Raw genomic sequence first — 26604 nt, 5'->3', positions numbered from 1 at the left:
GTCTTCCTGGCACGTCACGGCCCCGGCGGGACGATCCGGCCAATCGGCCCGCCCCGGCCCGGCGGGTGCCGAACCGCGCCCACCCCGGAACCTCGTTCGCCCCGGACCGCACACGCTTCCCGGACCGCACCGCCGCCGATCATCCACCCGCAGGCGGGACCGCACACGTCGCGATCACCCGCCCGGCAGGCGGGAACCGGCTCAGCGCCGACGGATCCGGCTCAGGCCGGCCCGATCCACTCCTCGTCCAGTACCCGACCGTCGGTTGCCTCGATCGCCGTGGCGTACACCTCGAGAACCCGGCGGGCGACCGTCGGCCAGTCGAAGGCCCCGACCACCTCCCGGGCAGAGGCCGACAACTCCGTCCGGCGCGCCGGGTCGTCGAGCAGGCTGGCCAGGGTACGCCGCAGCGCCGCCGCGTCCCCGGTGGGAAAGAGTTCCCCGGCCCGGCCCCCGTCCAGCACCCGGCGGAACGCGTCCAGATCGCTCGCCACCACCGTCGCCCCGGCGGCCATCGCCTCGGTCAGGATCATCCCGAAGGACTCGCCTCCGATGTTCGGCGCGACGTGCAGGTGCACGCTGCGCAGCATGCGCGCCTTGTCCGGTTCGGAGACCTGGCCGAGGAAGGTGATCCGGTCCCGCAACCCCTCCGGTACGCCCTCGTGCAGCTCGGCCACGTCCCCCGGGCCCGCGACCAGCAGCCGCAGCCCCGGGCGCTCCGCGGCGAGCCCGACGAACGCCTCCCGGAGCACCCCGAAGCCCTTCCGGGGCTCGGTGAACCGGCCGAGGAAGCCCAGCGTGCCGCCCTCGCCCGGCCCGCACGGCCCCGGCCACCCGGGCAGCGGCTCGGCGTCGGCGAACTTCGCCACCGCCACCCCGTTGGGGATCTCCACCGCCCCGCCACCGAGATGCTCGACCTGGACCTTCCGGGCCAGTGCGCTCACCGCGATCCGGGCGGTGATCCGCTCCATGACGAGTTGCAGCACCCCCTGCGCGGCGGCCAGCGCCCGGGACCGGGTCATCGCGGTGTGGAAGGTGGCGACCACCGGCCCTCGGGCGGAGAGCACGGCGAGCAGCGAGAGGCTGAGCGCGAACGGCTCGTGCACGTGCAGCACGTCGAACCGGCCCCGGGCCAGCCAGCGCCGGACCCGGGCCGTGGAGACCGGTCCGAAGCTGATCCGGGCGACCGACCCGTTGTACGGGAACGGCACCGACCGACCGGCCGACACCACGTACGGCGGCAGCGGCGAGTCCTCGTCCGCCGGTGCCAGCACGCTCACCTCGTGGCCGAGCCCGATCAGCGCCTCGGCGAGGTCGACCACGTGGTTCTGCACCCCGCCGGGGACGTCGAAGGAGTACGGACACACGATGCCGATCCGCACTGCGCCTCCCCCCTCAGGCCGGCTCGGAGATCGACGGGGTGCCCGGTGTCCCCGGCCCCGCCCCGGCCGGATCGGCCGATCCGGCGGCCACCCCGGCGCTCCTGCCACGGTCGTCGATCCACACCCGTTGCAGCATGTGCCAGTCTTCCGGACGCTGCGCGATGCCCTCGGCCAGGTGGTCGGCGATCCGCTGGGTCAGCGCCCGGACCCGCTGGTCGAGCGGGCCGGCATCCGGGTCCGGCACCTCCAGCGGCCCGGTCAGCCGGCCCCGTGGACCGGCCGGGTCATACCAGAGCGCCGCCACGTAGAGCGGGGCGCCGGTCCGGATGGCCAGCAGTGCCGGGCCGGCCGGCATCCGGGTCCGGCCGCCGAAGAACGACACCTCCACGCCGCGCGCCGACAGGTCCCGGTCGGCGAGCAGCGGGACCAGGTAGCCGGCGGCGACCCGTTCGACCAGCACCTCGAAGGGCGCCCGGGCCCCGCCCTGGGCCGGCAGGATCTCCATGCCGAGCCGGCGCCGGAATTCGAGGAAACGTGTGAACACGCCCTCCGGCTTGAGTCGTTCCATCACGGTGGCGATCGGCCAGCCGTTCGCGGCCACCCAGGCGCCGGCGGCGTCCCAGTTACCGGAGTGCGGCAGCGCCACCACGGCGCCCCGGCCGGCCGCCATGTCGGCGGCGAGCAACTCCGCGCCGCCGAGTTGGAAGTCGTCGCGGAGCTGCTCCCGGCTGCGGGACGGCAGCCGGAACACGTCGAGCCAGTAGCGGGCGTACGAGCGCATGCCCCGGCGGACCAGTTCCTCCAGGGCGGGCTCCGGCAGCTCGGGACCGACCACCCGGCGCAGGTTGCCGGCGAGCCGGAGCGTCCCCGGACCGCGCCTGCGGTACGCCTGGTCGGCGGCGGCCCGGAACAGCGCCGCCGCGGCCGGCCGGGGCAGCGCGCGTACCACCCGCCAGCCGGCCAGGTAGGCGAACTCGACCGGGGTCACCGGCCGGCCCGCCGCGCTGTCACTCGGCCACCCGCCCGGTCACGCGTCCACGGCGAGGCCCGGCCTCGCGTCCACGGCTGGGCCGGGTCACGCGTCCATGACTGGGCGGGGCCTCGTGTCCACGCTCGGGCCGGGTCACGCGTCCACGCCCAACTCGGCGCGCTGCGCCTGCCGGTAGACGTGTGTCATCCGCTGGCCGACGGTGAAGACCGAGACCGCGGCGAGCAGCCAGAGTGCGGTGACCAGTGCCCAGTCCAGCCCGAGGCCGGTGAGCAGCCCGCCGACCCCGACGATGAGCAGTCGCTCGGTCCGCTCGGCGATGCCGACGTTGCAGGTCATCCCGAGGCCCTCGGCGCGGGCCTTGACGTACGAGACGAGGCCACCGGCGACCAGGCAGATCAGCGCGGCGGCGACCCCGACGTGGTCGTCCTGGGTGGCCAGCCAGTATGCGACGGCGCCGAAGACCGCGCCGTCGGAGACCCGGTCCATGCTCGAGTCGAGGAACGCGCCGAACCGGCTCGACCCGCCGCGCATCCGGGCCATCGTGCCGTCGAGCAGGTCGGTCAGGGCGAAGAAGGTCACCACGAGCGCCCCGGCCACCAGGTAACCCCGGGCGCCGAGCACGATCGATCCGACCACCACGCCGAGCGTCCCGGCGACGGTGACGGCATTGGGCGTCACCCCGACCCGCAGCAGGGTCCGGGCGATCGGTTCGACAACGCGGGTCATGCCGGCCCGGGCCGACACCTGGAAGATCTTCGCCATGGCCGTCCCACCATAACGGGCCGCGAACGGCGGCGGTACGCCCGGTGGCGCTTAGTTCACGCCGCGGACTTGTGTCACGACTTGTACGGGTGTGAGATCGGAGCAGGGGACGTGACGTCGCTCACCTGTCACCCGGCACGTCTCCGGCAGCACGGCAGGCCACCCGAGGATATCGCCGCGGAGTCGCCAGGGCAGCTCCCCCGTCGCGCGCGGCGGTCGCCACCAACCACCGGCTTAGGGAGGTGCGCCCCGATGGCGCAGAAGAGTGAGAAAGGGGTCACCGGCCCGGCGCCGGTGGTGGACGAGCCCGGCAGGGTTCGCAACGTGGTGCTCGTAGGCCACTCCGGAGCGGGAAAGACGACCCTGGTCGACGCCCTGCTGGCGGCGACCGGCACGATCTCGCGGTCCGGTGCGGTGACCGAGGGCACCACGGTGTGCGACCACGACCCGGCGGCGGTACGCCAGCAGCGCTCGATCAGCCTGGCCTGCGCGCCCCTCCAGCACAACGACGTCAAGGTCAACCTGTTGGACACCCCCGGCTACGCGGACTTCGTCGGCGAACTCCGGGCCGGGTTGCGGGCGGCCGACGCGGCCCTCTTCGTGGTGTCGGCGGTGGACGGGATGGACGGGGCGACCGCCGCGCTCTGGCAGGAGTGCGCCGCCGTCGGGATGCCCCGGGCCGTCGCGGTCACCCGGCTGGACCACCAGCGGGCCGACCTCGACGAGACGGTGGCGCTCTGCCAGCGGGTCTTCGGCGACAACGTACTCCCGCTCTACCTGCCGATGCTCGACGACGAGGGCGTCGAGGTGGTCGGCCTGATGGGGCTGATCACCCGCCGGGTCTTCGACTACTCCGCCGGGCTGCCGGCGGCGGTCCGCGACCCGGATCCGGAGCACCTGCCGGCGATCGGCGACGCCCGCAACGAGCTGATCGAGGGCATCATCGCGGAGAGCGAGGACGAGACCCTGCTCGACCGCTACCTCGGCGGCGAGGAGATCGAGACGCAGGTCCTGATCGACGACCTGGAGAAGGCGGTCGCCCGGGGACACTTCTATCCGGTGGTACCGGTCTGCGCCGAGACCGGGCTCGGCATCGACGTCCTGCTGGAGCTGCTGACCTCGGCGTTCCCGACCCCGCTGGAGCACGACCTGCCCACCGTCACCGGCGTCGACGGCTCGCCGCAGCCGCCGCTGAGCTGCGACCCGGACGGCCCGCTGGTGGCCGAGGTGGTCAAGACCACCATCGACCGGCACGTCGGCCGGGTCTCCCTGGTCCGGGTCTTCTCCGGCACGCTCCGGCCCGACCAGGTGGTGCACGTCTCCGGGCACGGCATGGCCGAGCGCGGCCACCCGGACCACGACGCCGACGAGCGGATCTCGCACATCTACTCCCCGCTCGGCGCGGCGCTGCGCGAGGTGCCGCACTGCGTGGCCGGCGACATCTGCGCGATCACCAAGTCGGGTACGGCGGAGACCGGCGACACCATCTCGGCCAAGGAGCACCCGCTGCTGATCGAGCCGTGGGAGATGCCCGAGCCGCTGCTGCCGGTGGCGATCGTGGCGAAGAGCCGGGCCGACGAGGACGCGCTGGCCAAGAACCTGGCCCGGCTGGTCTCCGGTGACCCGACGATGCGGCTGGAGCGCAACCCGGAGACCCATCAACTGGTGCTCTGGTGCATGGGCGAGGCGCACGCCGAGGTGGTGCTCGACCGGCTCCGCGGCGGTGGGGTGGACCTGGAGACCGAGCCGGTCCGGGTGGCGCTGCGCGAAACCTTCGCGGTCGCCTCGAAGGGGCACGGCCGGCACGTGAAACAGTCCGGCGGCCACGGCCAGTACGCGGTCTGCGACATCGAGGTGGAGCCGCTGCCCCGGGGCGAGGGATTCGAGTTCGCCGATCGGGTGGTCGGCGGCGCCGTACCGCACAACTACATCCCGTCGGTGGAGAAGGGCGTACGCACCCAGATGGGCCGGGGCATCGTCGCCGGCTATCCGGTGGTGGACCTGAAGGTGACCCTGGTGGACGGCAAGGCGCACAGCGTCGACTCCTCCGACGCCGCCTTCCAGACCGCCGGCTCGCTGGCGCTGCGTGACGCGGCCGAGAAGGGGCAGGTCACGCTCCTGGAGCCGGTCGACGAGGTGCTGGTCCGGGTGCCTGACGCCAACGTGGGCGCGGTGATGAGCGACATGTCCGGGCGCCGGGGGCGGGTACTCGGCACCGAGCCGGACCCGGCCGGTACCGAGCACACCCTGGTCCGGGCCGAGGTGCCGGCGACCGAACTGATCCGGTACGCCGTCGAACTCCGCTCGATGACCGCCGGTGGTGGCACCTTCCGGCGCTCCTTCGCCCGCTACGAGCCGATGCCGAGCCACCTGGCCGACCAGATCCGCAAGGAGCACACCGCGTCCGGCCGGTGACCGCCCGAGGTGCCCTCCCCGGGTCGCCGGGGAGGGCACCCGCACGTCACACCTTGCCAAGCGTCACACCTTGCCGAGCGTCACCGCTTGCCAAGCGTCACACCTTGGCGAGCGTCATCGCTTGCCACGCGTCACACCTTGCCGAGCGTCACCGGTTGGCGAGCGTCACAGCTTGGCGAGCAGGCGCTCGACCTCGGCGACCTGGTCGGCCGGCAGCGGCCCGTACGCCAGCGCGCCGACGTTCTCCTCCACCTGGGCGACGGTCCGGAAGCCGGGGATCGGCACGGTCCGGTCGCTGCGCGCCCAGAGCCAGCCGAGCGCGCCCTGGGCGAGGGTACGGCCGTCGGAGGTGAGCACGTCGCGGACGGCGGCCACCCGGGCCAGGAACTCCGGGGCGGGCCGCCCGTCCCGGAACCAGTCCAGCCAGGCCGGGGCGATTCCGCGTACGTCGTCGGCGGCCAGGGTGGTCGACTCGGTGAACCTGCCGGAGAGCAGCCCCATCGCCAGCGGCCCACGGTTGACGCTGGCCAGGTCGTAGCGCTCGCAGACGGCGAGCACCTCCGGCGAGTCCTGTAGCACCGAGAAGGAGTGCTGCACAGCGGTGCAGTGCCGGCCGTCGGCGCCCCAGGAGGCGGCCCGGTCGGGCAGGTCGGTGCTCCAGCCGTACGACCGGATCCGGCCCTCGGCGACCAGTTCCTCCAGGGTGCCGAGGAGTTCCGCCGCCTGCGCGACCGGGAGGTCGCCGAGGTGTAGCTGGTAGAGGTCGATCCGGTCGGTCTCCAGCCGGCGCAGCGAGGCGGCCACCGCCCGCCGCAGGTAGCCCGCCGACCCGTCCACTCCGGTCAGTTGCCGGGTCGCCTCGTCGTGGGTGTTGCCCCACTTGGTGGCGATCACCGCCTCGTCCCGGTGCCCGGCCAGGGCACGGGCCAGGATCCGTTCGCTGTGCCCGGTGCCGTAGACGTCGGCGGTGTCGAAGAACGTGACGCCGAGTTCGAGCCCGCGCCGGATCGCCCGGATCGACTCGTCGTCGTCCACCTGCCCCCAGCCGAGCGGCTGGTCACCCTGGTGCCACACGCCCCCGACGGCCCAGCAGCCGAGGCCGAGCGCGCTCACCTCGATGCCACTGCGCCCCAACACCCGCGTCTTCGCATTCATGTCGGCAAGGGTTCCACATCGCGGCGGGCGGGTGGAGCCGGCGATAACCGGTGGACTCCATCCAGGACGGCTGCCGATCATCGGGGCATGAAGATCGGAATAGACATCGGTGGAGTCCTCGTCCAGCAGGAGGACCGGCTCCACGACGACCAGCCGACCGGCCCGGAGCCGGTCGGGCCACCGGCGGGCGCGGAGACCGAGGACACCGCGCTGCTCGCGGACTTCCGGCGAACGCCGCCGGTGCCGGGGGCGTTCGAGGCGGTGTCCGCCCTGGTGGCGGAGATGTTCGGCGAGCACGTGTACCTGGTGTCCAAGTGCGGTGAACGGGTCGAACGGCGTACCCGGCTGTGGCTGGAACACCACGACTTCTACGCCCGTACCGGGGTGCGGGCCGGGCACCTGCACTTCTGCCGTACCCGACAGGGCAAGGCGCCGATCGCCGCCGCGCTGGGGCTGACGCACTTCGTCGACGACCGACTGGAGGTGCTCTCCTATCTGGAGACGGTGCCGAACCGCTACCTGTTCCGCCCCAGGGACCACGAGGTACGCCGGCACCGGTCCCACCTCGCGGCGGTACGCCGGGTCGAGTCCTGGCCGGAACTGATGGCACTGATCGGCGATGCCAATCAGACAGGTGTTCGAATATCCTGACTACGGGTATCCGGCCGGTGAGGAGGTCGGGATGACACCGATACTGCGCGCCGCCCTGGAGTACGCCGCCGTCGGCGTACCCGTGCTGCCGCTGCACTCCCCCACCGCGACCGGCTGTAGTTGCCGCCGGCCCGACTGCGACCGCCCGGGTAAGCATCCCCGCTGGCACCGCAGCCTGCTCCGGCACGGCCTGCACGACGCGAGTACCCGACCGGAGGTGATCCGGCGGTGGTGGACCCGCTGGCCGGGGGCCAACCTGGCGCTGCGTACCGGTGACCGGTTCGACGTCTGTGACGTCGACCCGCCGGACGGGGTCGCCGCGCTGCGCGCCGTGGTCCGGGAGCGGCGGATCACCGGGCCGGTGGTCCGGACCGGTTCCGGCGGCTGGCACCTCTACCTGCGCCCGACCGGCGCCGGCAACCGGAGCGGGCTGCTGCCGGGCGTCGACTGGCGCGGAGCCGGCGGTTACGTCGTCGCCCCGCCGTCCCGGCACGCCAGCGGGCGGGACTACCGCTGGATCCGCCGGCCGGACGTCCCGCTCGCCGACTGCCCGCCGGAGTTGACCGCGCTGCTCTTCCCACCCGCACCGCCTACCCGGCCGGGGATCGGCACCGCCGACCGGGTACGCCACCCCGACCGGTACGCCAGCGCCGCGCTCGCCGCCGAGGCCAGCACCGTCGCCGGGGCGGTGACCGGCACCCGCAACACCACCCTCTACCGGGCGGCATACCACCTCGGCCAGCTCGCCGCACTACACCTGCTGGACGACCACGACATCACCGTCGTACTCGCCGACGCCGCCCACCGCAGCGGACTCGGCCGCTACGAAACCACCCGGACGATCCGTTCCGGGCTGCGCGCCGGCCACCGGCATCCCCGGCACAGCCTCGCCGCCTAGGGGCTGTCTCGCCAGCCGCTCACCACCGCCGCTGCCCAGCCCCACCACCGCGCGCTGAGCTGGACAAGAGAAGCGCTACCGGCGAGCAGTAGCGCCTCTGTTGTCCAGGTCAGCACGGTGCCACCGCCGAAGCCCACCGACGGGGCCGGCGTCGGCCGGCCGGTCGGCGCCGGAGCATGCCGGGACGGCCAGCCGAGGGTGGCCGGTCACCGTCGCCGCCGAAGCGAGACGGCCGGCCGGGATCGGCCGATGACCTTAAGCAGCAGGTCGACAGCGCGGTGACCGTCGGGGCAACGACCGCTCTTCGCCCGCCGTTCACCTGGGCGCCGGCTGCCGCTCGTCCACCCGTGCGACCTTCCGAGCCGGCAAGTCAGACAGCAACGGAGAGACGATGCCCTCGAAGAAGACATACGCGACGCTGGTCGCGGTGGCCGTCGCCGCCGGCACCATCGCCGTCGCCGGTGCCGGGGTGGCCGGCGCGGGCACGGGGACCGCCGACAGGCACCGGCCGGAGCAGCGCCTGGCGTTCGACCGGACCGCCACCTACCCGGTGTTCCAGAACCGGCCGGCGGGCGAGGACCCGGCGACCCCGACCGTGGCGGAGATCTCGACGGTCAGCGCGGACGGCCGGACCCTGATCTACACCGACGCGCTGGCCCGGCGGATCGGTTTCCTGGACATCGGCGACGCCGGCCGGCCACGCGGGCTGGGCACGCTGTCGCTGACCGAGCTGGGCGACGCCGAGGACGAGCCGACCTCGGTCGCGGTGGTCGACGGGTACGTGCTGGTGGTGGTGAACACCAGCGCCAGCTACACCGACCCGTCCGGCCGGCTCGACGTGATCCGGCTGGCCGACCGGCACCGGGTGGCCAGCTTCGACCTCGGCGGCCAGCCCGACTCGATCGCGATCAGCGCCGACCAGCGGTACGCGGCGATCGCGATCGAGAACGAGCGGGACGAGGAGGTGACCCCGGCCGGTGGTGAGGAGGGCGACCTGCCGCAGGCGCCGGCCGGCTTCGTGCAGCTCGTCGACCTGACCGGGAAGTCACCGACGGGATGGCGTACCCGGAAGGTGTCCCTGACCGGTCCGGGCGGTACGGCGCTGCCGGCGCTGGTGGCCGCCGGCCTGGCCGGGCCGACCGACCCGGAGCCGGAGTACGTCTCGATCAACCGCCGCAACCAGCTCGCGGTGACGCTCCAGGAGAACAACGGGATCGTCCTGGTGGACGTACCGACCGGCCGGATCGACGGGGCGTTCAGCGCCGGCACCGCCACGGTGACCGGCATCGACACCGACGACGACGGCGTGATCGACCCGTCCGGTTCGATCGTGGACCTGCCCCGGGAACCGGACGCGGTCGCCTGGATCGACGACCGCTACCTGGCGACCGCCAACGAGGGCGACTGGCGGGGCGGCACCCGGGGCTGGTCGATCTTTGACAGCCGGACCGGCAAGGTGGCCTGGGACGCCGGCAACAGCTTCGAGCGGCTCGCCATCACCTACGGGCTGGCCAACGACGACCGGGCCGACAACAAGGGCACCGAGCCGGAGGGCGTGGCGGTCGCCGAGTACCACGGCACCCGGTACGCCTTCGTCGGCTCCGAGCGGAGCAACTTCGTCGCCGTCTACGACCTTAGCCGCCCCACCTCACCCGAGTTCCGGCAGGTGCTGCCGGCGACCAACGGGCCGGAGGGGCTGCTGCCGATCCCCGGGCGGGACCTGCTGGCGGTCTCCAGCGAGGAGGACGACGCCTCGGTCGGGGTACGCGCCTCGGTGACCCTCTACCGGCTGGGTCGGGAGACTCCGGCCTTCCCGAGCATCGTCTCCGCGCCGGCCCGTGGGGGTGCGGCGCCGATCGGCTGGGGTGCGCTCGGCGCGCTGTCGGCGGTACCCGGCAGGTCGCACCTGCTCTACAGCGTGACCGACGCGGCGTACTCGCCGACCCGGATCCTCACCGTCGACCCGAGCTCGGCGCCGGCGGTGATCACCGGATCGTTGACGGTGCAGGGGGCCGACGGCAGCCCGGTCGGGTACGACGCCGAGGGGATCTTCGCCCGTCCGCAGGGCGGGTTCTGGCTCGCCGTCGAGGGCGCCACCGGGGCCGGCAACCAGCTCGTCCGGCTGGACGCGGCCGGGGTGACCCGGCAGGTCGTGCCGGTACCGGCGGAGGTGGCGGCGGGCCTGGCGAAGCAGGGCTTCGAGGGGGTCACCGCGACCACCGACCGGCGGGGCCGGGAGGTCGTCTGGGCGGCGCTGCAACGCGAGGTGGCCGGCGACCCGACCGGGGTCGTCCGGCTCGGCCGCTACGACGTCGCGGCAGGCACCTGGAGCTGGTTCGGCTACCGGATCGGCACCACCAGCACCCCGGGGGACTGGATCGGGCTCTCCGAGATCACCGTGGTAGGCGACCGGCTGGCGGTGATCGAACGGGACAAGCTGAACGGCCCGGCCGCGAAGCTGAAGCGGATCTACACCGTGGAGCTGCCGCAGGCCGCCGCCGGGCCGGGTCCGCTGCGGGTGCTGCCGAAGACCCTGGCCTACGACGTACTGCCGGACCTGCGCGCGACCAACGGCTGGACGCAGGAGAAGTTGGAGGGGCTGACCGTGGCGGGCGACGGCCAGGTCTACGCGATCACCGACAACGACGCCGTGCAGGACGCCACGGGCGAGACGGTCTTCCTCCGGCTCGGCCCGGAGAAGAAGGTCTTCAAGCGGCGCTGACCTCGTCGTACTCCTCGGGGGAGACGGCCGGCGGACCTGACAAGGTCCGCCGGCCGTTCGTCGCTCACACGCCCCGTTCGTCGCTCAGCCGGCGGTGCTCGCCCAGGCGGTGGCGAGCAGGGTACGGGTGTCGGCCAGCAACTGCGGCAGTACCTTTGTCTGGGCGATCACCGGCATGAAGTTGGCGTCCCCGCCCCACCTCGGCACCACGTGCTGGTGCAGGTGGGCGGCGATGCCGGCGCCGGCCACCCCGCCCTGGTTCATCCCGATGTTGAAGCCGTGCGCGTTGCTGACCCGCCGGACCACCCGCATCGCCGCCTGGGTGCAGTCGGCCAGTTCCGCCGTCTCCCCGGCGTCCAGCTCGGTGTAGTCGGCGACGTGCCGGTACGGGCAGACCAGCAGGTGCCCCGGGTTGTACGGGTAGAGGTTGAGCACCACGAAGACCCGCTCGCCCCGGTGCACCACGAGGTTCTCCTCGCCCTCCCGTTCCGGGGCGAGGCAGAACGGGCAGCCGGCCGGCTTCTCGTGCCCCTCCCCCGGCCGGTCCGGACCGGAGATGTAGGTCATCCGGTGCGGGGTCCAGAGCCGATCGAGCCCGTCGGGCATGCCGAGTTCCGCGTGGGGCGCCGCGCCTGTCACGCCGACGATCCTACGACCAGCGCAACCGGCGCGACCGACCCGGACCGCCCGGCGGGTGCCCGCACCGGCAACCGCCCCGCCGCTAGCCGACCGGCTCGGCGCTCGGCCCGGTGTTGGCCCGGGACCGGACCACCTCCACGACGTGCGCCACCGCCTCGGCGAGCGGCACCCCGTTGCGCTGCGACCCGTCCCGGTAGCGGAACGAGACCGCCCCGGCGTCCACGTCCGCGTCCCCGGCGATCGCCATGAACGGGATCTTCTGCTGCTGAGCGGTACGGATCTTCTTCTGCATCCGGTCGTCCGAGGTGTCCACCTCGGCGCGGATACCCTCGGCGCGCAGCGCGGCGACGAACCCGTGCAGGTGGGTGGCGTGCTCCTCCCGGATCGGGATGCCGACCACCTGCACCGGGGCCAGCCAGGCGGGGAAGGCCCCGGCGTAGTGCTCGGTCAGCACTCCGAAGAACCGCTCGATCGAGCCGAAGAGCGCCCGGTGGATCATCACCGGCCGCTGCCGGGTGCCGTCCGCTGCCTGGTATTCCAGGCCGAACCGCTCCGGCTGGTTGAAGTCGACCTGGATGGTGGACATCTGCCAGGTACGCCCGATCGCGTCCTTGGCCTGCACGCTGATCTTCGGCCCGTAGAAGGCCGCGCCGCCCGGATCGGGTACCAGGTCGAGCCCGGACGCCTCGGCGGCGGTACGCAGCGCCTCGGTCGCCTCCGCCCAGTCCTCGGCCGAGCCGATGAACTTCGGCGAGTCGTCCCGGGTCGACAGCTCCAGGTAGAAGTCGTCGAGGCCGTAGTCGCGGAGCAGGTCGAGGACGAACGCCAGCAGCGTGGTCAGCTCGCCCGGCATCTGCTCCCGGGTGCAGTAGATGTGCGAGTCGTCCTGGGTGAGCCCGCGTACCCGGGTCAGCCCGTGCACCACGCCGGACTTCTCGTACCGGTAGACGGTGCCGAACTCGAAGAGCCGCAGCGGCAGCTCCCGGTACGACCGCCCGCGCGCCTTGAAAATCAGGTTGTGCATCGGGCAGTTCATCGCCTTGAGGTAATATTCCGCGCCCTCGAACCTCATCGGCGGGAACATCGTGTCGGCGTAGTACGGCAGGTGGCCGGAGGTCTCGAAGAGCTGCGCCTTGGTGATGTGCGGGCTGTTCACGAACTCGTAGCCGGCCGCCTCGTGCCGCCTCCGCGAATAGTCCTCCAGCTCCCGCCGGATGATCCCGCCCTTGGGGTGGAAGACCGCCAGGCCGGAGCCGATCTCGTCGGGGAAGCTGAACAGGTCCAGCTCGGCGCCGAGCTTGCGGTGGTCGCGCCGGGCCGCCTCCTCCAACACCTTCAGGTACGCCTTCAGCGCGTCCCGGGTCGGCCAGGCGGTGCCGTAGACCCGCTGGAGCTGCGGGTTGCGCTCGTTGCCCCGCCAGTACGCGGCGGCCGAGCGCATCAGCTTGAACGCGCCGATCAGCCGGGTGCTGGGCAGGTGCGGCCCCCGGCACAGGTCGGACCAGCAGACCTTGCCGCTCTCGGCGTCCAGGTTGTCGTAGATGGTGAGGTCACCGGCACCGACCTCCATCACCTCACCCGCGTCCAGGCCGGCCCCGCCGCCTTCCGTCCCGGCGCCTTTGACCTCGATCAGTTCGAGCTTGAAGGGCTCGTCGGCCAGCTCGGTCCGGGCCGCGTCCAGGCTGTCGAAGCGGCGCCGCCGGAACCGCTGGCCGGACTTGACGATCTCCTGCATCCGCTTCTCCAGCCGGTCGAGGTCCTCCGGCTGGAACGGGCGGTCGACGTCGAAGTCGTAGTAGAAGCCGTTGTCGATCGGCGGGCCGATCCCGAGCTTCGCCTCCGGGAAGGTGTCCTGGACGGCCTGGGCCAGCACGTGTGCGGTGGAGTGGCGCAGCACGTTGAGCCCGTCCGGGGAGTCCAGCCGTACCGGCTCGACCACGGTCTCCAGCTCGGGCGCCCAGTCCAGGTCGCGGAGCTGGCCGTCCGGGTCGCGGACCACCACGATCGCCCCGGGGCCGGCGTGCGGCAGACCCGCCGCGGCCACCGCCTCGGCCGCCGTCGTCCCGGCCGGTACGACGACGGGCTCGGCACCGACGGGGGTACGGGCTTGGGACACGGTGGCTCCTTACGATCTTGGACGAATCAGACGCCGCCGACGGGATCGGCTTGCCCAGATGCTATCGGTCCTGCGTTTTCCTCCTGCCAGCGCCGCTACCTCGGCGTTAGATTGACGCCGTGACACCCGTGGACGCCGTGAGCGCGCTACAGCGTAGATACCAGACCTTCTTCGGCACCGGGCCGGGCGTACCGTTCGCGGTGGCCCCGGCCGGTGGCCCGGTGCGGACCTTCGGCACCGGAAAACCGCAGTTCACCATCGTGGTCAAGGACGAGCGGGGCGCCAAGGCGCTGGCCGCGCTGGATCAGTTCGCCGTGGCGGTCGCCTACCTACAGGGGTCGCTGGACGTCGATGGCGACCTGGCGGCGGCGCTGCGGATGCGGTCGTTCTTCACCGACCGGCATCCGATCGCCTTCCTCGGCCGGTTCGTGCCGGCGCTGCTGCGCGGCCGGCGGGAGGACGACCGCCGAGCCATCTCGCACCACTACGACGAGGACTCCGACTTCTTCCTGACCTTCCTCGACCACCGGCACCGCTGCTACACCGAGGGGGTCTTCGCCTCCGACGACGAGCCGCTGGAAGACGCGATGACCCGCAAGATGGACCTGGCGCTGGAGGCGATCGGGGTCGGCCCCGGCGACCACGTACTGGAGGTCGGCGGCGGCTGGGGCGCCTTCAGCGAGCACGCCGCCCGCAAGGGAGTGAAGGTCACCACCACCACGCTGTCGGTGGAGTCGGAGCGCTTCCTCACCGACCTGTTCGACCGCGAGCGGCTGCCGGTGCGGGTGGTCCGGGAACACATCTTCGGCTACTCCCCCGGCGAGCGCTACGACGCGATCGTCAACATGGGGGTCACCGAGCACCTGCCCGACTACCAGACCACGCTGCGCAAGTACGCCGAACTGCTCCGCCCCGGCGGCCGGGTCTACCTGGACGCGCTGGCGATGCGCCGCAAGCACATCGTCTCCACCTTCATGAAGCGGTACGTCTATCCGGGCGGCTCGGCCCCACTGCTGCTGCACCAGTATCTGCGGCACGTGGCGCACTCGCCGTTCGAGCTGCTCAACCTGACCGACGACCGGCACAACTACTACCTGACCTGCCGCGAGTGGGCCCGCCGGCTGGACGACGCCCGGGACGAGATCGTACGCCGTTGGGGCGAGCCACTCTACCGGCGCTTCCGACTCTTCCTCTGGGGTTCGGCGGCCGGCTTCGACACCGGGATGGTGCAGGCGTACCGCTGGGTGCTGCAACTGCCGCCGGCCCGCTGAACCATCCGTTACCCGACCATCACCGTACGGGCACCGATTCACCCGACTTGCCATGGGCAGTACGGTCATCAGGTGGCCACCGTCCTCCTGGTCGAAGACGACCATGTCGTACGCGGCGCCATGCTGCGCTCCCTGGCCGATCGCGGGCATGCGGTGCACGCGGTCGGTACGGCGCTCGACGCCCTCCGCCGGGTCGCCGCCGAAACCCCCGACCTGGTCGTACTCGACCTCGGGCTACCCGATCTGGACGGCGCCGACGCGCTGCGGATGCTGCGCGGCATCACCGACGTGCCGATCATCATCGCCACCGCCCGGGACGACGAGCAGGCGATCGTCCGGCTGCTCCGGGCCGGCGCCGACGACTACATGGTCAAACCGTTCACCGGCGCCCATCTGGACGCCCGGATCACCACGGTGCTCCGCCGGGTCGGCCGGGCGAGCCGGACGGTCGAGCCGGCCGTACACTCCGTCGGCGGGCTGCGGATCGACGTCGGCGAACGGAGCGCCCTGCTCGACGGGGAGCCCCTGGCGCTGACCCGCAAGGAGTTCGACCTGCTGGCCTATCTCGCGGCACGGCCCGGCCGGGTAGTGTCCCGCCGGGAACTGTTGGAGGAGGTATGGCGGCAACCATCGGTCGGCGAGGATCAGACCATCGACGTACATCTGTATTGGCTCCGCCGCAAAATGGGCGAGTCCGCGGCGAAGCCCCGCTACCTGCGCACCGTGCGGGGGGTCGGATTCCGGTTGGTGGTACCGGACTGAGGTTGGCGCTGGCCTACCTCGGGGCCGGCATGACCACCATCGTCGCGCTCGCCTTCCTGATCCCGCTCGGCACGGCGCTGGCACGCGACGCCCGGGAGGACGCGCTCGGCGAGGCGGCCCGGCGCAGCGGCGTGGTCACCGGCGCGCTGGCGGTCAGCGCCGACCCGGCGGCGATCCGCCGGGTCGTCGAGTCGACCGCCGGCAACACCGGCAACCCACCGGTCGTGCACGGCCTGTCGCTCGGCGGCAACCCCCGGGCCGCGGCCGGTGACGTCGACCGGGCGATCCGGACCGGTACGCCAGTGGTCGCCGAGGTCTCCGGCGGGGTGGTCCGGCTCGAACCTGTACCGGTCGCCGGCCGGGTGCTGGTGGTCGAGGTCTTCGTCACCGAGGCGGCGCTGAGCGCCGGTACCGGTGGCACCTGGCTGATGCTGATCCTGGTGGCGATCGGCCTGGTGGTCGCCTCGGTGATCGTGGTGGACCGGCTGGCGGGCAAGGCGGTCGCCTCGGCCCGGGGCCTGGTGCAGGCGGCGCTGGCCGTCGGCGACGGCGATCTCGACGTACGGATCCAGCCGAGCGGCCCCCGCGAACTGGCCGAGGCCGGGTACGCCTTCAACCGGATGGCGGACCGGCTGGTCACCTCCCGCACCGACGAACGGGAACTCGTCGCCGACCTGTCACACCGGCTGCGTACCCCGCTGACCGTACTGCGGCTGGACGCCGACGCGCTCGACTCCGACGACACCAGCGTCGGCTCGTTCAGCGCGGCCGAGCTGGACCGGCGCCGGACGATCCGCCGGATCCGGCAGGCGATCGTGACGCTGGAAGGCGAGATCGACGTACTGATCAACACCACCCGGAAGACGGTCGCCCAGGAGGCCGCACCGGGTAGCTGCGACGTCAGCGAGGTGGTCCGGGACCGGATGGTCTTCTGGTCCGCGCTGGCCGGCGACCAGAACCGGTCACACCGGGTGATCGGCGCGCACACCCGGATCCCGGTGCCGGTACCCCGGGCGGAGCTGGCCGCCGCGCTGGACGCGGTGCTGGGCAACGTCTTCCGGTACACCCCGCAGGGCACCGCGTTCGAGGTCGCGGTCACCCGCCGGGACGGCTACATCGCGGTCCGGGTGGACGACGCCGGCCCCGGCATCGCCGACCCGGACCGGGCGCTGCGCCGGGGCGCCAGCGACCGTGGCTCGACCGGGCTCGGCCTGGACATCGCCCGCCGGGTCGCCCAGCAGGCGAGCGGCTCGGTCAGCATCGACCGGGCCCGGCTCGGCGGGGCGAGCGTGGTCATGCTGCTGGCCGACCCGGACGCGGCACCCCGGCAGGTCAGCCGGTTCGGGCTGGTCGGCCGGCTGGCCCGGGAGAAGGACGCGGGCACCCGCCGCCGCTGGTCCCGGCCGCGCGCCTCCGGCGACTGACCGGCGGCCGACCGACGCCGATCGGGTACTCGGCCGGGAACCCCCTTTCCCGGCCGGATCGGGCGTCCCGGCAAGGAGTTTCTGGTCTCGCGCAAGTCTTCCTTAGGTCTGGATTAACGCCCGTCCGAGCGTCCCGCCGCGATGGCAGCATCGAGCCCGATCCCATCCAGTTCCACCGGGCCACTACCCACAGATGTTGCCCCAATCCCGGCCCGTGGAGCCTGGCGCGCGGCGGAAGCACGGTCCCCCACACCTGGTTTCCGCCGCGCGCCGATAAGAACGGCAGAGGTCGGGCGCGGTGCGCACGGAGACGTACCCGGTCGATCTCGGCCCCATGATCGCTGACCCGGCGCGGCCGCCCGCAGCACCCCGCGCCGGGTCAGCCTGTGTCTGCCGGCGGGCCGCTCGGGTCAGGACCGGTGCGCGGCCAGGTAGGCGTCGATCTCGGCGGTCAGCTTGTCCCGCTCCGGCGGCGCCAGGAACGAGGCGGTGACGGCGTTGCGGGCCAGCCCGGCCAGCCCGGCGGCGTCGAGGTCGAGCAGCCGGGCGGCGACGGCGTACTCGTCGTTGAGGGTGGTGCCGAACATCGGCGGGTCGTCGGAGTTGACCGTCACCAGCAGGCCGGCCTCGACGAGCCGGGGCAGCGGGTGTTCCTCGATCGAGCCGACCGCCCGGGTCCGGACGTTGGAGGTCGGGCAGACCTCCATCGGGATCTGCCGCTCGGCGAGGTGTTCCAGCAGCGCCGGGTCCTGGGCCGCCGAGATGCCGTGCCCGATCCGCTCCGCGCCCAGTTCGCGCAGCGCGTCCCAGATCGTCCCCGGCCCGGTGGTCTCGCCAGCGTGCGGTACGGAGCGCAGCCCGGCCGCCCGGGCCTGGTCGAAGTACGGCTTGAACTGCGGCCGGGGTACGCCCACCTCCGGACCGCCGAGCCCGAAGCTGACCAGTCCGTCCGGCCGCTCGTCGAGGGCGATCCGCAGGGTCTGCTCGGCCGCCGGCAGCCCCGCCTCGCCGGGGATGTCGAAGCACCAGCGCAGCGAGATGCCGAGTTCGGTCTCGGCGGCCCGCCGCGCGTCCTCGATCGCCTCGCAGAACGCCGGCGCGGGAATCCCCCGGTGCACGTGCGAGTACGGCGTGACCGTCAGCTCCGCGTACCTGACCTGCTGGCGGGCGAGTTCCCGGGCCACCTCGAAGGTGAGCAGCCGGACGTCCTCCGGGTCACGGATCAGGTCGACGACGCTCAGGTAGATCTCGACGAAGTGGGCGAAGTCGCGGAACTCGAAGTAGGCGGCGAGTGCCTCGGGATCGGCCGGTACCCGGGTCCGGCCCTCGTGCCGGGCGGCCAACTCCGCCACGATGCGCGGCATCGCGGAGCCGACGTGGTGCACGTGCAGCTCCACTTTGGGCAGTCCGGCGATGAAGGCCGAGAGGTCGGTCACGAAAACTCCCTACTGACGTGCGCCGGTACGGGCGACGAAGAAGACGCGGTGAAACGGAAACTGCACCTGCCCGTGCCGGACCGGGTACGCCTCGACCAGCCGCTCGTTCAGCGCGGCCCGGAAGTCGTCCCAGCCCGTACCCGCGCCGCCCAGCGCGGCCCGGACCGGACGCAGCGCCGTCCCCTCCATCCAGGTCAGCACCGGATGGTCGGCGTCGCCGGAGGTGGCCGGGAGCAGGTGCACGTAGGTAGTTTCCCAGGCGTCGACGGCGCAGTTCGCACCGGTCAGCAGGTCGGCGTAGCCGGCCGCGTCGGAGACCGGCGCGGCCCGGAGCAGGTCGGCGACCAGGTGCCGCCAGCGCGGCGCCTCGGCCACGTCCCGCAGCGCGCGGTGCGAGGCGGCGTCGAAGTTGCCCGGCACCTGGACGGCGAGCCAGCAGCCGGGGTTCGACTCGCGGGCCCAGTGCAGCAGCAACTCCTGGTGCCCGGGTACCCACTGCAACACGGCATTGGAGACCAGCACGTCGACCTCGGGCCCCGGCGACCAGCTCCGGGCGTCGGCCACCGCGAACTCGACCCGGGAGCGGTCGGCCGGGCCATCGTGCGACCCGGTCCCGGCGGCCGGATCCGCGCGGGTGGCGGCGGCAATCATCTCGGGCGAGGAGTCGAGCCCGACGACCCGGGCGGTCGGCCAGCGGGCGGACAGGGTGGTGGTCAGGTGGCCGGGGCCGCAGCCCAGGTCGACCACTGTCCGGGGGCGCTCGGCGGCGACCCGGGCGAGCAGGTCGTGGAAGGGCCGGGAACGTTCGTCGCCGTACCGGAGATAGCTGGCCGGATCCCACATGACGCCCCCCTCAAACCGTACGTACGTCTTGTTTACCATACCGGCACCATACCGGCGGCACGCGGTCCCGGTGGGCCCGAATTCGGCGCGGGATAGGCTCCCGGGCGTGGAAAAGCGGAGATTCCCGCGGTTGAACCGCGAGGCCGGTGTCGTCGGGCTCGGCGCCTGGCAGCTCGGCGCGGACTGGGGCCAGGTCAGCGAGTCCGAGGCCCTGGCGGTGCTGACCGCCGCCGTCGAGGACGGAGTCACCTTTCTGGACACCGCCGACGTCTACGGCGACGGGCGCAGCGAGCAACTGATCGGCAGGTTCCTGCGCGAGCGGCCCGACGCCGGGCTCACCGTCGCCACCAAGATGGGCCGCCGGGTGCCGCAGACCCCGGAGGCGTACGTCCTGGAGAACTTCCGGGCCTGGACGGACCGGTCCCGGGCGAACCTCGGGGTGGACGTACTCGACCTGGTGCAGTTGCACTGCCCGCCCACTCCGGTCTTCTCCACCGACGCCGTCTACGACGCCCTGGACACCCTGGTCGCGGAGGAACGCATCGCGGCGTACGGAGTCAGTGTGGAGACCTGCGAGGAGGCGCTCGCCGCGATCGCCCGGCCCGGAGTGGCAAGCGTGCAGATCATCCTCAACGCACTGCGGCACAAGCCGGTCGAGCGGGTCCTCCCGGCCGCCCTCGCCGCCGGGGTCGGCATCATCGCGCGGGTGCCGCTCGCCAGTGGCCTGCTCTCCGGCCGGTACGACGAGCACACCACCTTCGGCAGCGACGACCACCGCAACTACAACCGGCACGGTGAGTCGTTCGACGTCGGCGAGACGTTCTCCGGGGTGGACTACGAAACCGGGCTGGCGGCCGTACGCCGGCTGCGTCCGGCCGTGCCGCAGGGTGCCACGATGGCGCAGTTCGCGCTCCGCTGGATCCTCGACCAGCCCGGCGTCACGGTGGTCATCCCCGGCGCCCGCAACGCCGAACAGGCCCGCGCGAACGTCGCCGCCGCCGCGCTCGCGCCGCTGCCCGCCGAGGCGACCGCCACGGTGGACACGGTCTACACCGAACTGGTTCGCCCGCAGGTGCACGACCGCTGGTAGGTCGATCGGCCGAAGCGTGCGTCCGTCCCGCGAGGCGACGTGCGCTCCGGCCCGTCCTACGGTTGGCTGACTGCGACGGGTCGGTCGCGGAACGAATGCGGCCGGTTCGGCACGGAGACGATGACACCGGTTCGTCGCGGAGCGGATGCGACCGGGTGGTCGTGCAGCGGATGCGACCGGGTGGTCGTGGAGACGATGAGACTTCGTCGCGGAGGCGGCGTGACTTCGTCGCGGAGAGGAGCAGCGAAACAGATGAAGGGGTGGCTCCCGCTCACGCTCGGGCTGCTGGCCGTCGTCGTCGGCGCCGTCTGGACATTGCAGGGGCTGGGCCGGCTGGGCGGCAGTGTGATGACCGGCGAACCGCTCTGGGCCGTACTCGGGCCGGTGCTGGTGGTCGCCGGGCTGGTGCTGGTGGCGCTGGGCCTGCGGGCCCGCAACCGGGGCAGGCCCTCCTGACCGGCGCCGGATCGGTGGCGCCGGGCGGACCGTCCCTACTGTGCCGCGCCGGGCCGGTGTCGCCAGGCGGACCGCCCTCGCGCTACCCCGGACACACGTCGAGCCCCGCGGGTCGCGGGGCTCGACATGGATCCCAAAGCAATCGAAACTCGGGCCGGCGGGGGCCGGCCGTCACGGAATCAGATGGGGCGAACCTGCTCCGCCTGCGGCCCCTTCTGGCCCTGAGCGATCTCGAACTCCACCCGCTGGTTCTCCTCCAGCGTGCGGTAGCCGCTGGTCTGGATGGCCGAGAAGTGGACGAACACGTCAGCACCCCCGCCGTCGACGGTGATGAAGCCGAAGCCCTTGTCTGCGTTGAACCACTTCACGGTTCCCTGCGCCATGTGTATCTCCTTCTAAAACTGGCGGCCGAGCACGCCGTGCGGCCGGTTGGCCGTTTTCGAGCAGCGGCGCCTTGAGTCGGCCCCCACGAAGGAGGACTTCCCTCGACCCACGCCATCTCTCAACAGCGTGGAACAGCAAACCACGTACGCAAAAACTTCGCATAGCCTACTCGACGAAATTCTCCGACATGTGACCTGAGAGCGCGGCCAACGGCCCGGAGACATCGACGGTACGGCACGGCGACAGCACCGTTAACCGGACGACACCGGGTCGGCCCGGGAACTCTCCCCGGCCTCGTCGCGCGCCGTCACGGAGGGTTCGACAGCACTCTCCCGGCCACCCAGAGCGACCGCCAGGACGGCGCCGAGCAGGCAGAACAGCGCCGCACCGGTGAACATCTCGGCGTACTCGACCCGGAGCGCGTCGCGTACGGCGGTGGTGTAATCGGCGACCCGCTGCTGGTAGACGGCACGGTCCACACCGAACGGCAACGGGGTCACCAGGTCGGCGGTGAGTTGCTGGAACCGGTGCAGCCCCCATGCGGTAACCCCGGCGACCCCGAGCAGCATGCCCACCATCCGGGCCACCACCAGCGCGGCCGAGGCGACGCCGTGCTGCGCGGCCGGCACCGCGCGGAGTACGGCGGAACTCAGCGGTGCGATGACCAGCCCGAGGCCGAGACCGGCCAGTACCAGGTCGGTGTCGAACCGGGGCAGCCCGACCGGCCCGATCGCGTAACGGGCCGCCAGCGGGTCGACCGGCCAGGCGGCGATCAGCAGATAGCCGAGTAGGGCCAACGCCAGCCCGCCGACGGTGAGGACCCGTTCGTCGATACGACGGGCGAGCAGCCCGCCGAGCACCGCGCCGACCGGCAGCGCCACCAGGAACCGGGTGAGCAGCAGCGCGCCCTGCACCGCGTCGCGCCCGAGTACGGTCTGCGCAAAGAGCTGCACGTCGACCAGGGTCACCAGCAACGCGGCGCCGGCCAGTGCGCTCACCCCGAGGGCGACCAGGAAGGGGCGCATCCGTACCCCGGTCGGATCCAGCAGCCGGGTCCGGGCCCGGGCCTGCCAGAGCAGGAACGCGCCGAACACCAGTACTCCGGCCACGACGGTGACCGGCCCCCAGGGCGGCAGCAGCGAACGGGCCGGATCGGGGTTGTATAGGCCGACCACCAGCAGCCCGAGCGCGACCGCCAGCAGCAGTCCGCCGACGACGTCGACCCGCTGCCGGACGGCGTCGGGTCGGTCGTCCCGCCCCGGCAGGGTCAACCGAACCAGCACGATCGCCACGACCGCGAGCGGCAGGTTCACCCAGAAGACCCCGCGCCAGCCGGCCAGCGCGGCGAGCCCGGCGCCGTAGAGCGGCCCGAGCACGCTGCCCAACTCCTGTGCCGCACCGACCAGCCCGAGGGACAGTGCCCGGCGCCGGGCCGAACCGAGGTCGGAGACCAGCGCCATCGTCACCGGCAGCAGGGCACCACCGGCCAGCCCCTGGAGGCCCCGGCCGGCGACCAGCAACGGCAGGCTCTCGGCGAGCGCGGCCAGTACCGAACCGGCGGCGAAGCCGACCAGACAGCATTCGATGACCACGCGCCGGCCGTACCGGTCGGAGAGCCGGGCCAGCAGCGGCATCCCGGCGACGTACCCGAGCAGGTAGCCGGTGACCACCGGGGTGGCCCGTTCCAGCCGGTTGACCGGTACGTCCAGGTCGCCGAGGATCTCGACCAGCAGGGTCACCACGACGTACGCGTCGAGGGCGGCGAGCAGCACCGCCGCGCCGCCCACCCCGATCGCGAGCCGACGACCGGCCCGCGACACGGGATCAGGGGACACGGATGGTGACCGGAGCGTCGTACTCCGAGAAGGTCACCGTCACCGTCCCGGTCTGGCCGGGCACCGGGAACCGGGCCCGGTGCAGCAGCTTCCGGTCGGCACCGATCCAGAGCGTGCCGGTGACGTCCTCGCTGACCCCCGGTACCAGGTTGCCGAGCGCGGTGCCGGGCAGCGTCCCCTCGATCCGGTACGTGTCGACCCCGCCGACCTCCTCGCGGCCCGTGGTGGTGCCGGTGGCCTTGCCGACCAGGTTGGCGACGCCCCGGTCCGGGGAGAGGATCGCGGTCGGGTCGTAGATCGCGGCGGCGGTGGCCAGCGGCAGCTTCTGCCAGCCGCCGGTCAGCCCGTTGACGTGCAGGGTCTCGTCCTTGACCACGAACGACAGCTCCAGCGGCAGCCCGCCCTGCTCGATCTTGGCGCTCCCCTGCGCCTCGCCGGCCGAGGTGATCACACCCTCGGCGGCGCTGATGCCGAGGGTGTCGGCCGCGCCCTCGGTGGCGATCGCGAACCGGGCGGTCTTCACCGTGCCCAGTTCGGTCGCCGCGCCCTTGAGGAGTTCGGCCGCCTCGGGCAGGGTCGTGGAGTTCTCCCCGGCTCCGGCCGGGTCATCGGCGCCCCGCTCGGTGCAGCCTGCGGAGACGGCCAACAGCAGGCTCAGCGCACCGGCGAGCACGAGGGATCGACGCATAACCGAAGCGTACTCACGATCCGTGGCCCGTCGGCGCTGATCCCCGCCCCGGACCCACCGGAAACCGTTCGGCTCACTCGGGCCAGCGGCCGGTCAGCCGACGTACCCCGATCGCGCCGCCCCGGTCCACGGCGGCCCGGACGACCGCGAAGATGGCCCCGTGCAGCGCGGCGGCGGCCAGGATCTCGCCCCAGCCCCGATTCTCGTCGGTCGCGTCGGGCGCCTCGCCGTCACCGGAGGTCAACTTCCAGACCTGCCGGAACACCGCGCCGGCCGCCACTCCGGCGGCCATCCCGAGGAGGATGCCCACCGGCCGGTAGGCCACCTTGCTGACTGCCCTGCTCACCCACGTCTCCCTCGTGCCACCAGCACCACGACCGCCAGGGCCAGCGCCCCGGCGGCCATCACCGCCCAGGACACCGGATGGCGCAACGCTACCGAACCGGCGTCGTGTACCGAGGACCGGACGTTCGCGCCGGTCTGCCCGGCCCGCTGCTTCACCCGGTTTCGGGTCTGCGCCGCCGAGCCCCTGAGCCGGGCCTTCACGTCCGCCCTGGCCGCCAGGGCCTGCACCGTCTCGCCCAACTCTGCCCGGGTCTGCCGGATCTCCGCCCGGAGCGCCTCCGGGTTGCCGAAGCCGTTGCTGCGGGTCATCCCTGTCCCCTGTCCCGGACCGCCGAGGCCACCGTACGCACGTCCGCGCGCAGGCTGTCCGCCGTCGCGCTCGGCATCGCCGGCACCGCCCGGCGTACCTGACCCCGGCCGATCAGCGCGAAGATCCCGGCCAGGATGAAGAGCGCCCCGGCCACCACCAGCGCGGCGGCCCAGGCCGGAATCACCAGCGCCAGTCCCAGTACGGCGGCGGCCACCAGGACGCCGAGTCCGGCGAGCGCCAACGCGCCGCCACCGCCGAAGAGGCCCACCCCGATCCCGGCGTGCCGGCCCTTCTCGGCCAGTTCGATCCGGGCCAGCGCCAGTTCGTCGCGTACCAGCCGGGACACCTGCTCGGTGGCGCGCTGCACCAGCTCTGCGGTGGACTGCTCCGCGACCGGTCGAGCGGGGTCGCGTACGACATCGGCCATGCTGTCCTCCTATCCCGGCTCCTGGGCGGTATGCCCCGGTCGCCGGTGGTTCAATCCTGCCGACCGCTCGCTGTGGTTAGTGTCCGCCACCTGGCGCCCCGATGACGGCCGATCCGGCAGGTCAGCGGCCCCGGGGCCCAGCACGGGAGCCGGGACGCGGCGGGTCAGCGCGACGGTCCGCAGGCGTGGCGGTCAGCGCGACGGTCCGCAGGCGTGGCGCTCGGCGCGGCGCCGGTCAGCACGGCTGCGGACAGCGCGCCTGTGGTCAGCGTGGCGGCGGCTCGGCCGGCTCGTCGGGGCCGACGAAGGCACTGCTCCGGGCCTCGCCGTCGTCGGTACCGCCGAAGAGCCGGGCGTCGTCCGGCGGCTCGTGCTCGGCCGGCCGGTTGTCGGCCGTGCCGCCGGGCACCGGACCGCGCGGCTCGACCCACTGCCAGGGCAGCCGGCCGGAGGCGTCGCCGACCTCGGTACGCAGCCGGGGCAGCGCGGTCGGCCGCTGGTCCCGTACCCAGCCGACCAGGTGCTCCCGGACCAGGCAGCGCAGGTCCCAGAGCCTCGGCGCGTCGGCGGCGCTGACCAGGGCCCGCAGCCGGACCATCCCGCCGACCGCGTCGGTGACCTGGAGTACGCAGGTCCGCCCGTCCCACAGCTCGGTACCCTCCACCAGCCGGCGCAACTCCTCGCGCATCGCCTGCACCGGCACCGACCAGTCCACCTCGAACTCGGCGGTACCGAGCACGGCGGCCTGGGTACGGGTCCAGTTCTGGAACGGCTTGGTGGTGAAGTACGACGTCGGCAGGATCAGCCGCCGGTCGTCCCAGATCTGCACCACCACGTAGCTGAGGGTCAGCTCCTCGATCCGGCCCCACTCCCCCTCGACCACCACCACGTCGTCCAGCCGGACCGCGTCGCTGAACGCCAGTTGCAGCCCGGCGAAGACGTTGCCGAGCACGCTCTGCGCGGCCAGCGCGGCGACCACCCCGATCACCCCGGCCGAGGCGAGCACACTGGCACCGACCCCGCGCACGCTGGGGAAGGTCATCAGCATCACCCCGGCGGCCAACACCACAATGACCGCGACGGTGACCCGGCGCAGCATGACGATCTGGGTCTTGATCCGCCGGGCCTGCCGGTTGTCCGGCACGTCGATCCGGAACCGGGCCAGCGCGGTGTCCTCGCTGACCAGCAGCAGCGAGGCGACCAGCCAGGCGGTGGTGCCGATGACCGCCAGGACGAGCAGGTGCAGCAGGCCCTGCCGCCAGGGCGTACCGACGCCGTAGCCGGTGCTGAATCGGATCCCGAACTGGATCGCCAGCACGGTCGCGGCGACCTGGAAGGGCCGGTACGAGTGCTCGGAGAGTTCGCTGAGCAGCACGGTCCGGCGCCCGAGTCGGCGTACGGTCCGGTGCACCACCTCCACCACGGCGAGCGCGAGCAGCGCCGCGCCCACCGTGGCGATGACCGTCCACAGATAGCTGTCCACCAATGTTCTTCCTTCCACGCCGAAGCCGGGTGCGGCTGCGGGAACTCTCCCGAGCCGCACCTGACGAGGGCTGCGAAGCGCGTGGGGCCAAAACGTAGAATGCCCCAGAAAGCCCGATG

At 72.8% G+C, this 26604-nt stretch carries 24 protein-coding genes; 9 read left to right on the top strand and 15 right to left on the bottom strand.

Going from position 1 to position 26604, the window contains the following annotated elements:
* Positions 1 to 221 precede the first annotated feature (221 nt).
* From Pma05_RS24790 to pgsA, 3 genes are all read right to left on the bottom strand, one after another.
* Positions 222 to 1382 carry a glycosyltransferase family 4 protein gene (locus Pma05_RS24790; RefSeq protein WP_203859872.1) on the bottom strand — a complete coding sequence of 387 codons (1161 nt, stop codon included), beginning with the start codon at positions 1380 to 1382 and terminating at the stop codon, positions 222 to 224.
* Between the two features lie 13 nt (positions 1383 to 1395).
* Positions 1396 to 2370, bottom strand: a complete 975-nt coding sequence (locus Pma05_RS24785; RefSeq protein ID WP_203859871.1) for a phosphatidylinositol mannoside acyltransferase — start codon at positions 2368 to 2370, stop codon at positions 1396 to 1398.
* Positions 2371 to 2505: 135 nt separating this feature from the next.
* Entirely contained in the window at positions 2506 to 3135 is a 630-nt protein-coding gene (gene pgsA, locus Pma05_RS24780) for a phosphatidylinositol phosphate synthase (protein WP_203859870.1), read from the bottom strand.
* A gap of 252 nt (positions 3136 to 3387) precedes the next feature.
* On the opposite strand from pgsA, the gene Pma05_RS24775 reads away from it, so the two are divergent.
* On the top strand, positions 3388 to 5550 hold the full coding sequence (locus Pma05_RS24775; protein ID WP_203859869.1) for an elongation factor G-like protein EF-G2: 2163 nt from the start codon (positions 3388 to 3390) through the stop codon (positions 5548 to 5550).
* 165 nt (positions 5551 to 5715) lie between these two features.
* Here Pma05_RS24775 and Pma05_RS24770 read toward each other — a convergent pair whose 3' ends face one another.
* Positions 5716 to 6705, bottom strand: coding sequence for an aldo/keto reductase (locus Pma05_RS24770; RefSeq protein ID WP_203859868.1), 990 nt, complete (start codon positions 6703 to 6705; stop codon positions 5716 to 5718).
* Between the two features lie 87 nt (positions 6706 to 6792).
* On the opposite strand from Pma05_RS24770, the gene Pma05_RS24765 reads away from it, so the two are divergent.
* From Pma05_RS24765 to Pma05_RS24755, 3 genes are all read left to right on the top strand, one after another.
* Positions 6793 to 7356, top strand: coding sequence for a hypothetical protein (locus Pma05_RS24765; protein WP_203859867.1), 564 nt, complete (start codon positions 6793 to 6795; stop codon positions 7354 to 7356).
* A 31-nt stretch (positions 7357 to 7387) separates the two neighbouring features.
* Positions 7388 to 8254 (top strand): bifunctional DNA primase/polymerase, encoded by an 867-nt coding sequence (locus Pma05_RS24760; RefSeq protein ID WP_203859866.1) that lies wholly within the window; start codon positions 7388 to 7390, stop codon positions 8252 to 8254.
* Positions 8255 to 8645: 391 nt separating this feature from the next.
* Positions 8646 to 10976 carry an esterase-like activity of phytase family protein gene (locus Pma05_RS24755; protein ID WP_203859865.1) on the top strand — a complete coding sequence of 777 codons (2331 nt, stop codon included), beginning with the start codon at positions 8646 to 8648 and terminating at the stop codon, positions 10974 to 10976.
* Between the two features lie 84 nt (positions 10977 to 11060).
* Here Pma05_RS24755 and Pma05_RS24750 read toward each other — a convergent pair whose 3' ends face one another.
* Together Pma05_RS24750 and thrS are read right to left on the bottom strand one after the other, a co-directional pair.
* Complete coding sequence (locus Pma05_RS24750) at positions 11061 to 11582, bottom strand: HIT family protein (protein ID WP_203860045.1); 522 nt, start codon at positions 11580 to 11582, stop codon at positions 11061 to 11063.
* 115 nt (positions 11583 to 11697) lie between these two features.
* Positions 11698 to 13731 carry a threonine--tRNA ligase gene (gene thrS / locus Pma05_RS24745; protein ID WP_203859864.1) on the bottom strand — a complete coding sequence of 678 codons (2034 nt, stop codon included), beginning with the start codon at positions 13729 to 13731 and terminating at the stop codon, positions 11698 to 11700.
* Positions 13732 to 13850: 119 nt separating this feature from the next.
* Here thrS and Pma05_RS24740 point away from each other — a divergent pair, with 119 nt between their 5' ends.
* From Pma05_RS24740 to Pma05_RS24730, 3 genes are all read left to right on the top strand, one after another.
* The gene (locus Pma05_RS24740) at positions 13851 to 15002 is read left to right on the top strand and encodes a class I SAM-dependent methyltransferase (RefSeq protein WP_239313023.1); all 1152 of its coding nucleotides are present in this window, start codon (positions 13851 to 13853) and stop codon (positions 15000 to 15002) included.
* A 72-nt stretch (positions 15003 to 15074) separates the two neighbouring features.
* A complete protein-coding gene (locus Pma05_RS24735; protein ID WP_203859863.1) occupies positions 15075 to 15764 on the top strand; it encodes a response regulator transcription factor in 690 nt (229 codons plus the stop codon).
* Between the two features lie 29 nt (positions 15765 to 15793).
* Positions 15794 to 17188, top strand: coding sequence for a sensor histidine kinase (locus Pma05_RS24730; protein ID WP_203859862.1), 1395 nt, complete (start codon positions 15794 to 15796; stop codon positions 17186 to 17188).
* Positions 17189 to 17598: 410 nt separating this feature from the next.
* Here Pma05_RS24730 and Pma05_RS24725 read toward each other — a convergent pair whose 3' ends face one another.
* Together Pma05_RS24725 and Pma05_RS24720 are read right to left on the bottom strand one after the other, a co-directional pair.
* The gene (locus Pma05_RS24725) at positions 17599 to 18624 is read right to left on the bottom strand and encodes an adenosine deaminase (RefSeq protein WP_203859861.1); all 1026 of its coding nucleotides are present in this window, start codon (positions 18622 to 18624) and stop codon (positions 17599 to 17601) included.
* A 9-nt stretch (positions 18625 to 18633) separates the two neighbouring features.
* Positions 18634 to 19467, bottom strand: a complete 834-nt coding sequence (locus Pma05_RS24720) for a trans-aconitate 2-methyltransferase (protein ID WP_203860043.1) — start codon at positions 19465 to 19467, stop codon at positions 18634 to 18636.
* Between the two features lie 106 nt (positions 19468 to 19573).
* On the opposite strand from Pma05_RS24720, the gene Pma05_RS24715 reads away from it, so the two are divergent.
* Together Pma05_RS24715 and Pma05_RS24710 are read left to right on the top strand one after the other, a co-directional pair.
* A complete protein-coding gene (locus Pma05_RS24715; protein ID WP_203859860.1) occupies positions 19574 to 20557 on the top strand; it encodes an aldo/keto reductase in 984 nt (327 codons plus the stop codon).
* A gap of 252 nt (positions 20558 to 20809) precedes the next feature.
* Positions 20810 to 21013 carry a hypothetical protein gene (locus tag Pma05_RS24710; RefSeq protein WP_203859859.1) on the top strand — a complete coding sequence of 68 codons (204 nt, stop codon included), beginning with the start codon at positions 20810 to 20812 and terminating at the stop codon, positions 21011 to 21013.
* 179 nt (positions 21014 to 21192) lie between these two features.
* Here Pma05_RS24710 and Pma05_RS24705 read toward each other — a convergent pair whose 3' ends face one another.
* The 7 genes from Pma05_RS24705 to Pma05_RS24675 all read right to left on the bottom strand — a co-directional run bounded on the left by Pma05_RS24705 (position 21193) and on the right by Pma05_RS24675 (position 26485).
* Positions 21193 to 21396, bottom strand: a complete 204-nt coding sequence (locus Pma05_RS24705; protein ID WP_007075740.1) for a cold-shock protein — start codon at positions 21394 to 21396, stop codon at positions 21193 to 21195.
* A gap of 252 nt (positions 21397 to 21648) precedes the next feature.
* Positions 21649 to 23217 (bottom strand): MFS transporter, encoded by a 1569-nt coding sequence (locus Pma05_RS24700; RefSeq protein WP_203859858.1) that lies wholly within the window; start codon positions 23215 to 23217, stop codon positions 21649 to 21651.
* A gap of 4 nt (positions 23218 to 23221) precedes the next feature.
* Complete coding sequence (locus tag Pma05_RS24695; RefSeq protein ID WP_203859857.1) at positions 23222 to 23920, bottom strand: LppX_LprAFG lipoprotein; 699 nt, start codon at positions 23918 to 23920, stop codon at positions 23222 to 23224.
* A gap of 73 nt (positions 23921 to 23993) precedes the next feature.
* Positions 23994 to 24266 carry a DUF4235 domain-containing protein gene (locus Pma05_RS24690; RefSeq protein ID WP_203859856.1) on the bottom strand — a complete coding sequence of 91 codons (273 nt, stop codon included), beginning with the start codon at positions 24264 to 24266 and terminating at the stop codon, positions 23994 to 23996.
* Positions 24263 to 24574, bottom strand: coding sequence for a DUF3618 domain-containing protein (locus tag Pma05_RS24685; RefSeq protein WP_203859855.1), 312 nt, complete (start codon positions 24572 to 24574; stop codon positions 24263 to 24265). The genes Pma05_RS24690 and Pma05_RS24685 overlap by 4 nt, the downstream gene beginning before the upstream one ends.
* Positions 24571 to 25002, bottom strand: coding sequence for a phage holin family protein (locus tag Pma05_RS24680; RefSeq protein WP_203859854.1), 432 nt, complete (start codon positions 25000 to 25002; stop codon positions 24571 to 24573). The genes Pma05_RS24685 and Pma05_RS24680 overlap by 4 nt, the downstream gene beginning before the upstream one ends.
* Positions 25003 to 25267: 265 nt before the next feature.
* Complete coding sequence (locus Pma05_RS24675; protein WP_203859853.1) at positions 25268 to 26485, bottom strand: mechanosensitive ion channel family protein; 1218 nt, start codon at positions 26483 to 26485, stop codon at positions 25268 to 25270.
* Between the last annotated feature and the right edge of the window lie 119 nt (positions 26486 to 26604).

It is taken from the genome of Plantactinospora mayteni (assembly GCF_016862935.1).
Lineage (GTDB): Bacteria > Actinomycetota > Actinomycetes > Mycobacteriales > Micromonosporaceae > Plantactinospora > Plantactinospora mayteni.
Note: the sequence above shows the minus strand (reverse complement) of the source record. Positions and strands in the feature narration are given on the sequence as shown.

Excerpts from the sequence above, each read along its gene's own strand:
- Pma05_RS24695 (WP_203859857.1), bottom strand. The coding sequence starts at position 23,920 with ATGCGTCGATCCCTCGTGCTCGCCGGTGCGCTGAGCCTGCTGTTGGCC.
- Pma05_RS24775 (WP_203859869.1), top strand. The coding sequence starts at position 3,388 with ATGGCGCAGAAGAGTGAGAAAGGGGTCACCGGCCCGGCGCCGGTGGTG.
- Pma05_RS24750 (WP_203860045.1), bottom strand. The coding sequence starts at position 11,582 with ATGCCCGACGGGCTCGATCGGCTCTGGACCCCGCACCGGATGACCTAC.
- Pma05_RS24710 (WP_203859859.1), top strand. The coding sequence starts at position 20,810 with ATGAAGGGGTGGCTCCCGCTCACGCTCGGGCTGCTGGCCGTCGTCGTC.
- pgsA (WP_203859870.1), bottom strand. The coding sequence starts at position 3,135 with ATGGCGAAGATCTTCCAGGTGTCGGCCCGGGCCGGCATGACCCGCGTT.
- Pma05_RS24760 (WP_203859866.1), top strand. The coding sequence starts at position 7,388 with ATGACACCGATACTGCGCGCCGCCCTGGAGTACGCCGCCGTCGGCGTA.
- Pma05_RS24765 (WP_203859867.1), top strand. The coding sequence starts at position 6,793 with ATGAAGATCGGAATAGACATCGGTGGAGTCCTCGTCCAGCAGGAGGAC.
- Pma05_RS24720 (WP_203860043.1), bottom strand. The coding sequence starts at position 19,467 with ATGTGGGATCCGGCCAGCTATCTCCGGTACGGCGACGAACGTTCCCGG.
- Pma05_RS24770 (WP_203859868.1), bottom strand. The coding sequence starts at position 6,705 with ATGAATGCGAAGACGCGGGTGTTGGGGCGCAGTGGCATCGAGGTGAGC.
- Pma05_RS24705 (WP_007075740.1), bottom strand. The coding sequence starts at position 21,396 with ATGGCGCAGGGAACCGTGAAGTGGTTCAACGCAGACAAGGGCTTCGGC.
- Pma05_RS24680 (WP_203859854.1), bottom strand. The coding sequence starts at position 25,002 with ATGGCCGATGTCGTACGCGACCCCGCTCGACCGGTCGCGGAGCAGTCC.
- Pma05_RS24755 (WP_203859865.1), top strand. The coding sequence starts at position 8,646 with ATGCCCTCGAAGAAGACATACGCGACGCTGGTCGCGGTGGCCGTCGCC.
- Pma05_RS24685 (WP_203859855.1), bottom strand. The coding sequence starts at position 24,574 with ATGACCCGCAGCAACGGCTTCGGCAACCCGGAGGCGCTCCGGGCGGAG.
- Pma05_RS24730 (WP_203859862.1), top strand. The coding sequence starts at position 15,794 with ATGACCACCATCGTCGCGCTCGCCTTCCTGATCCCGCTCGGCACGGCG.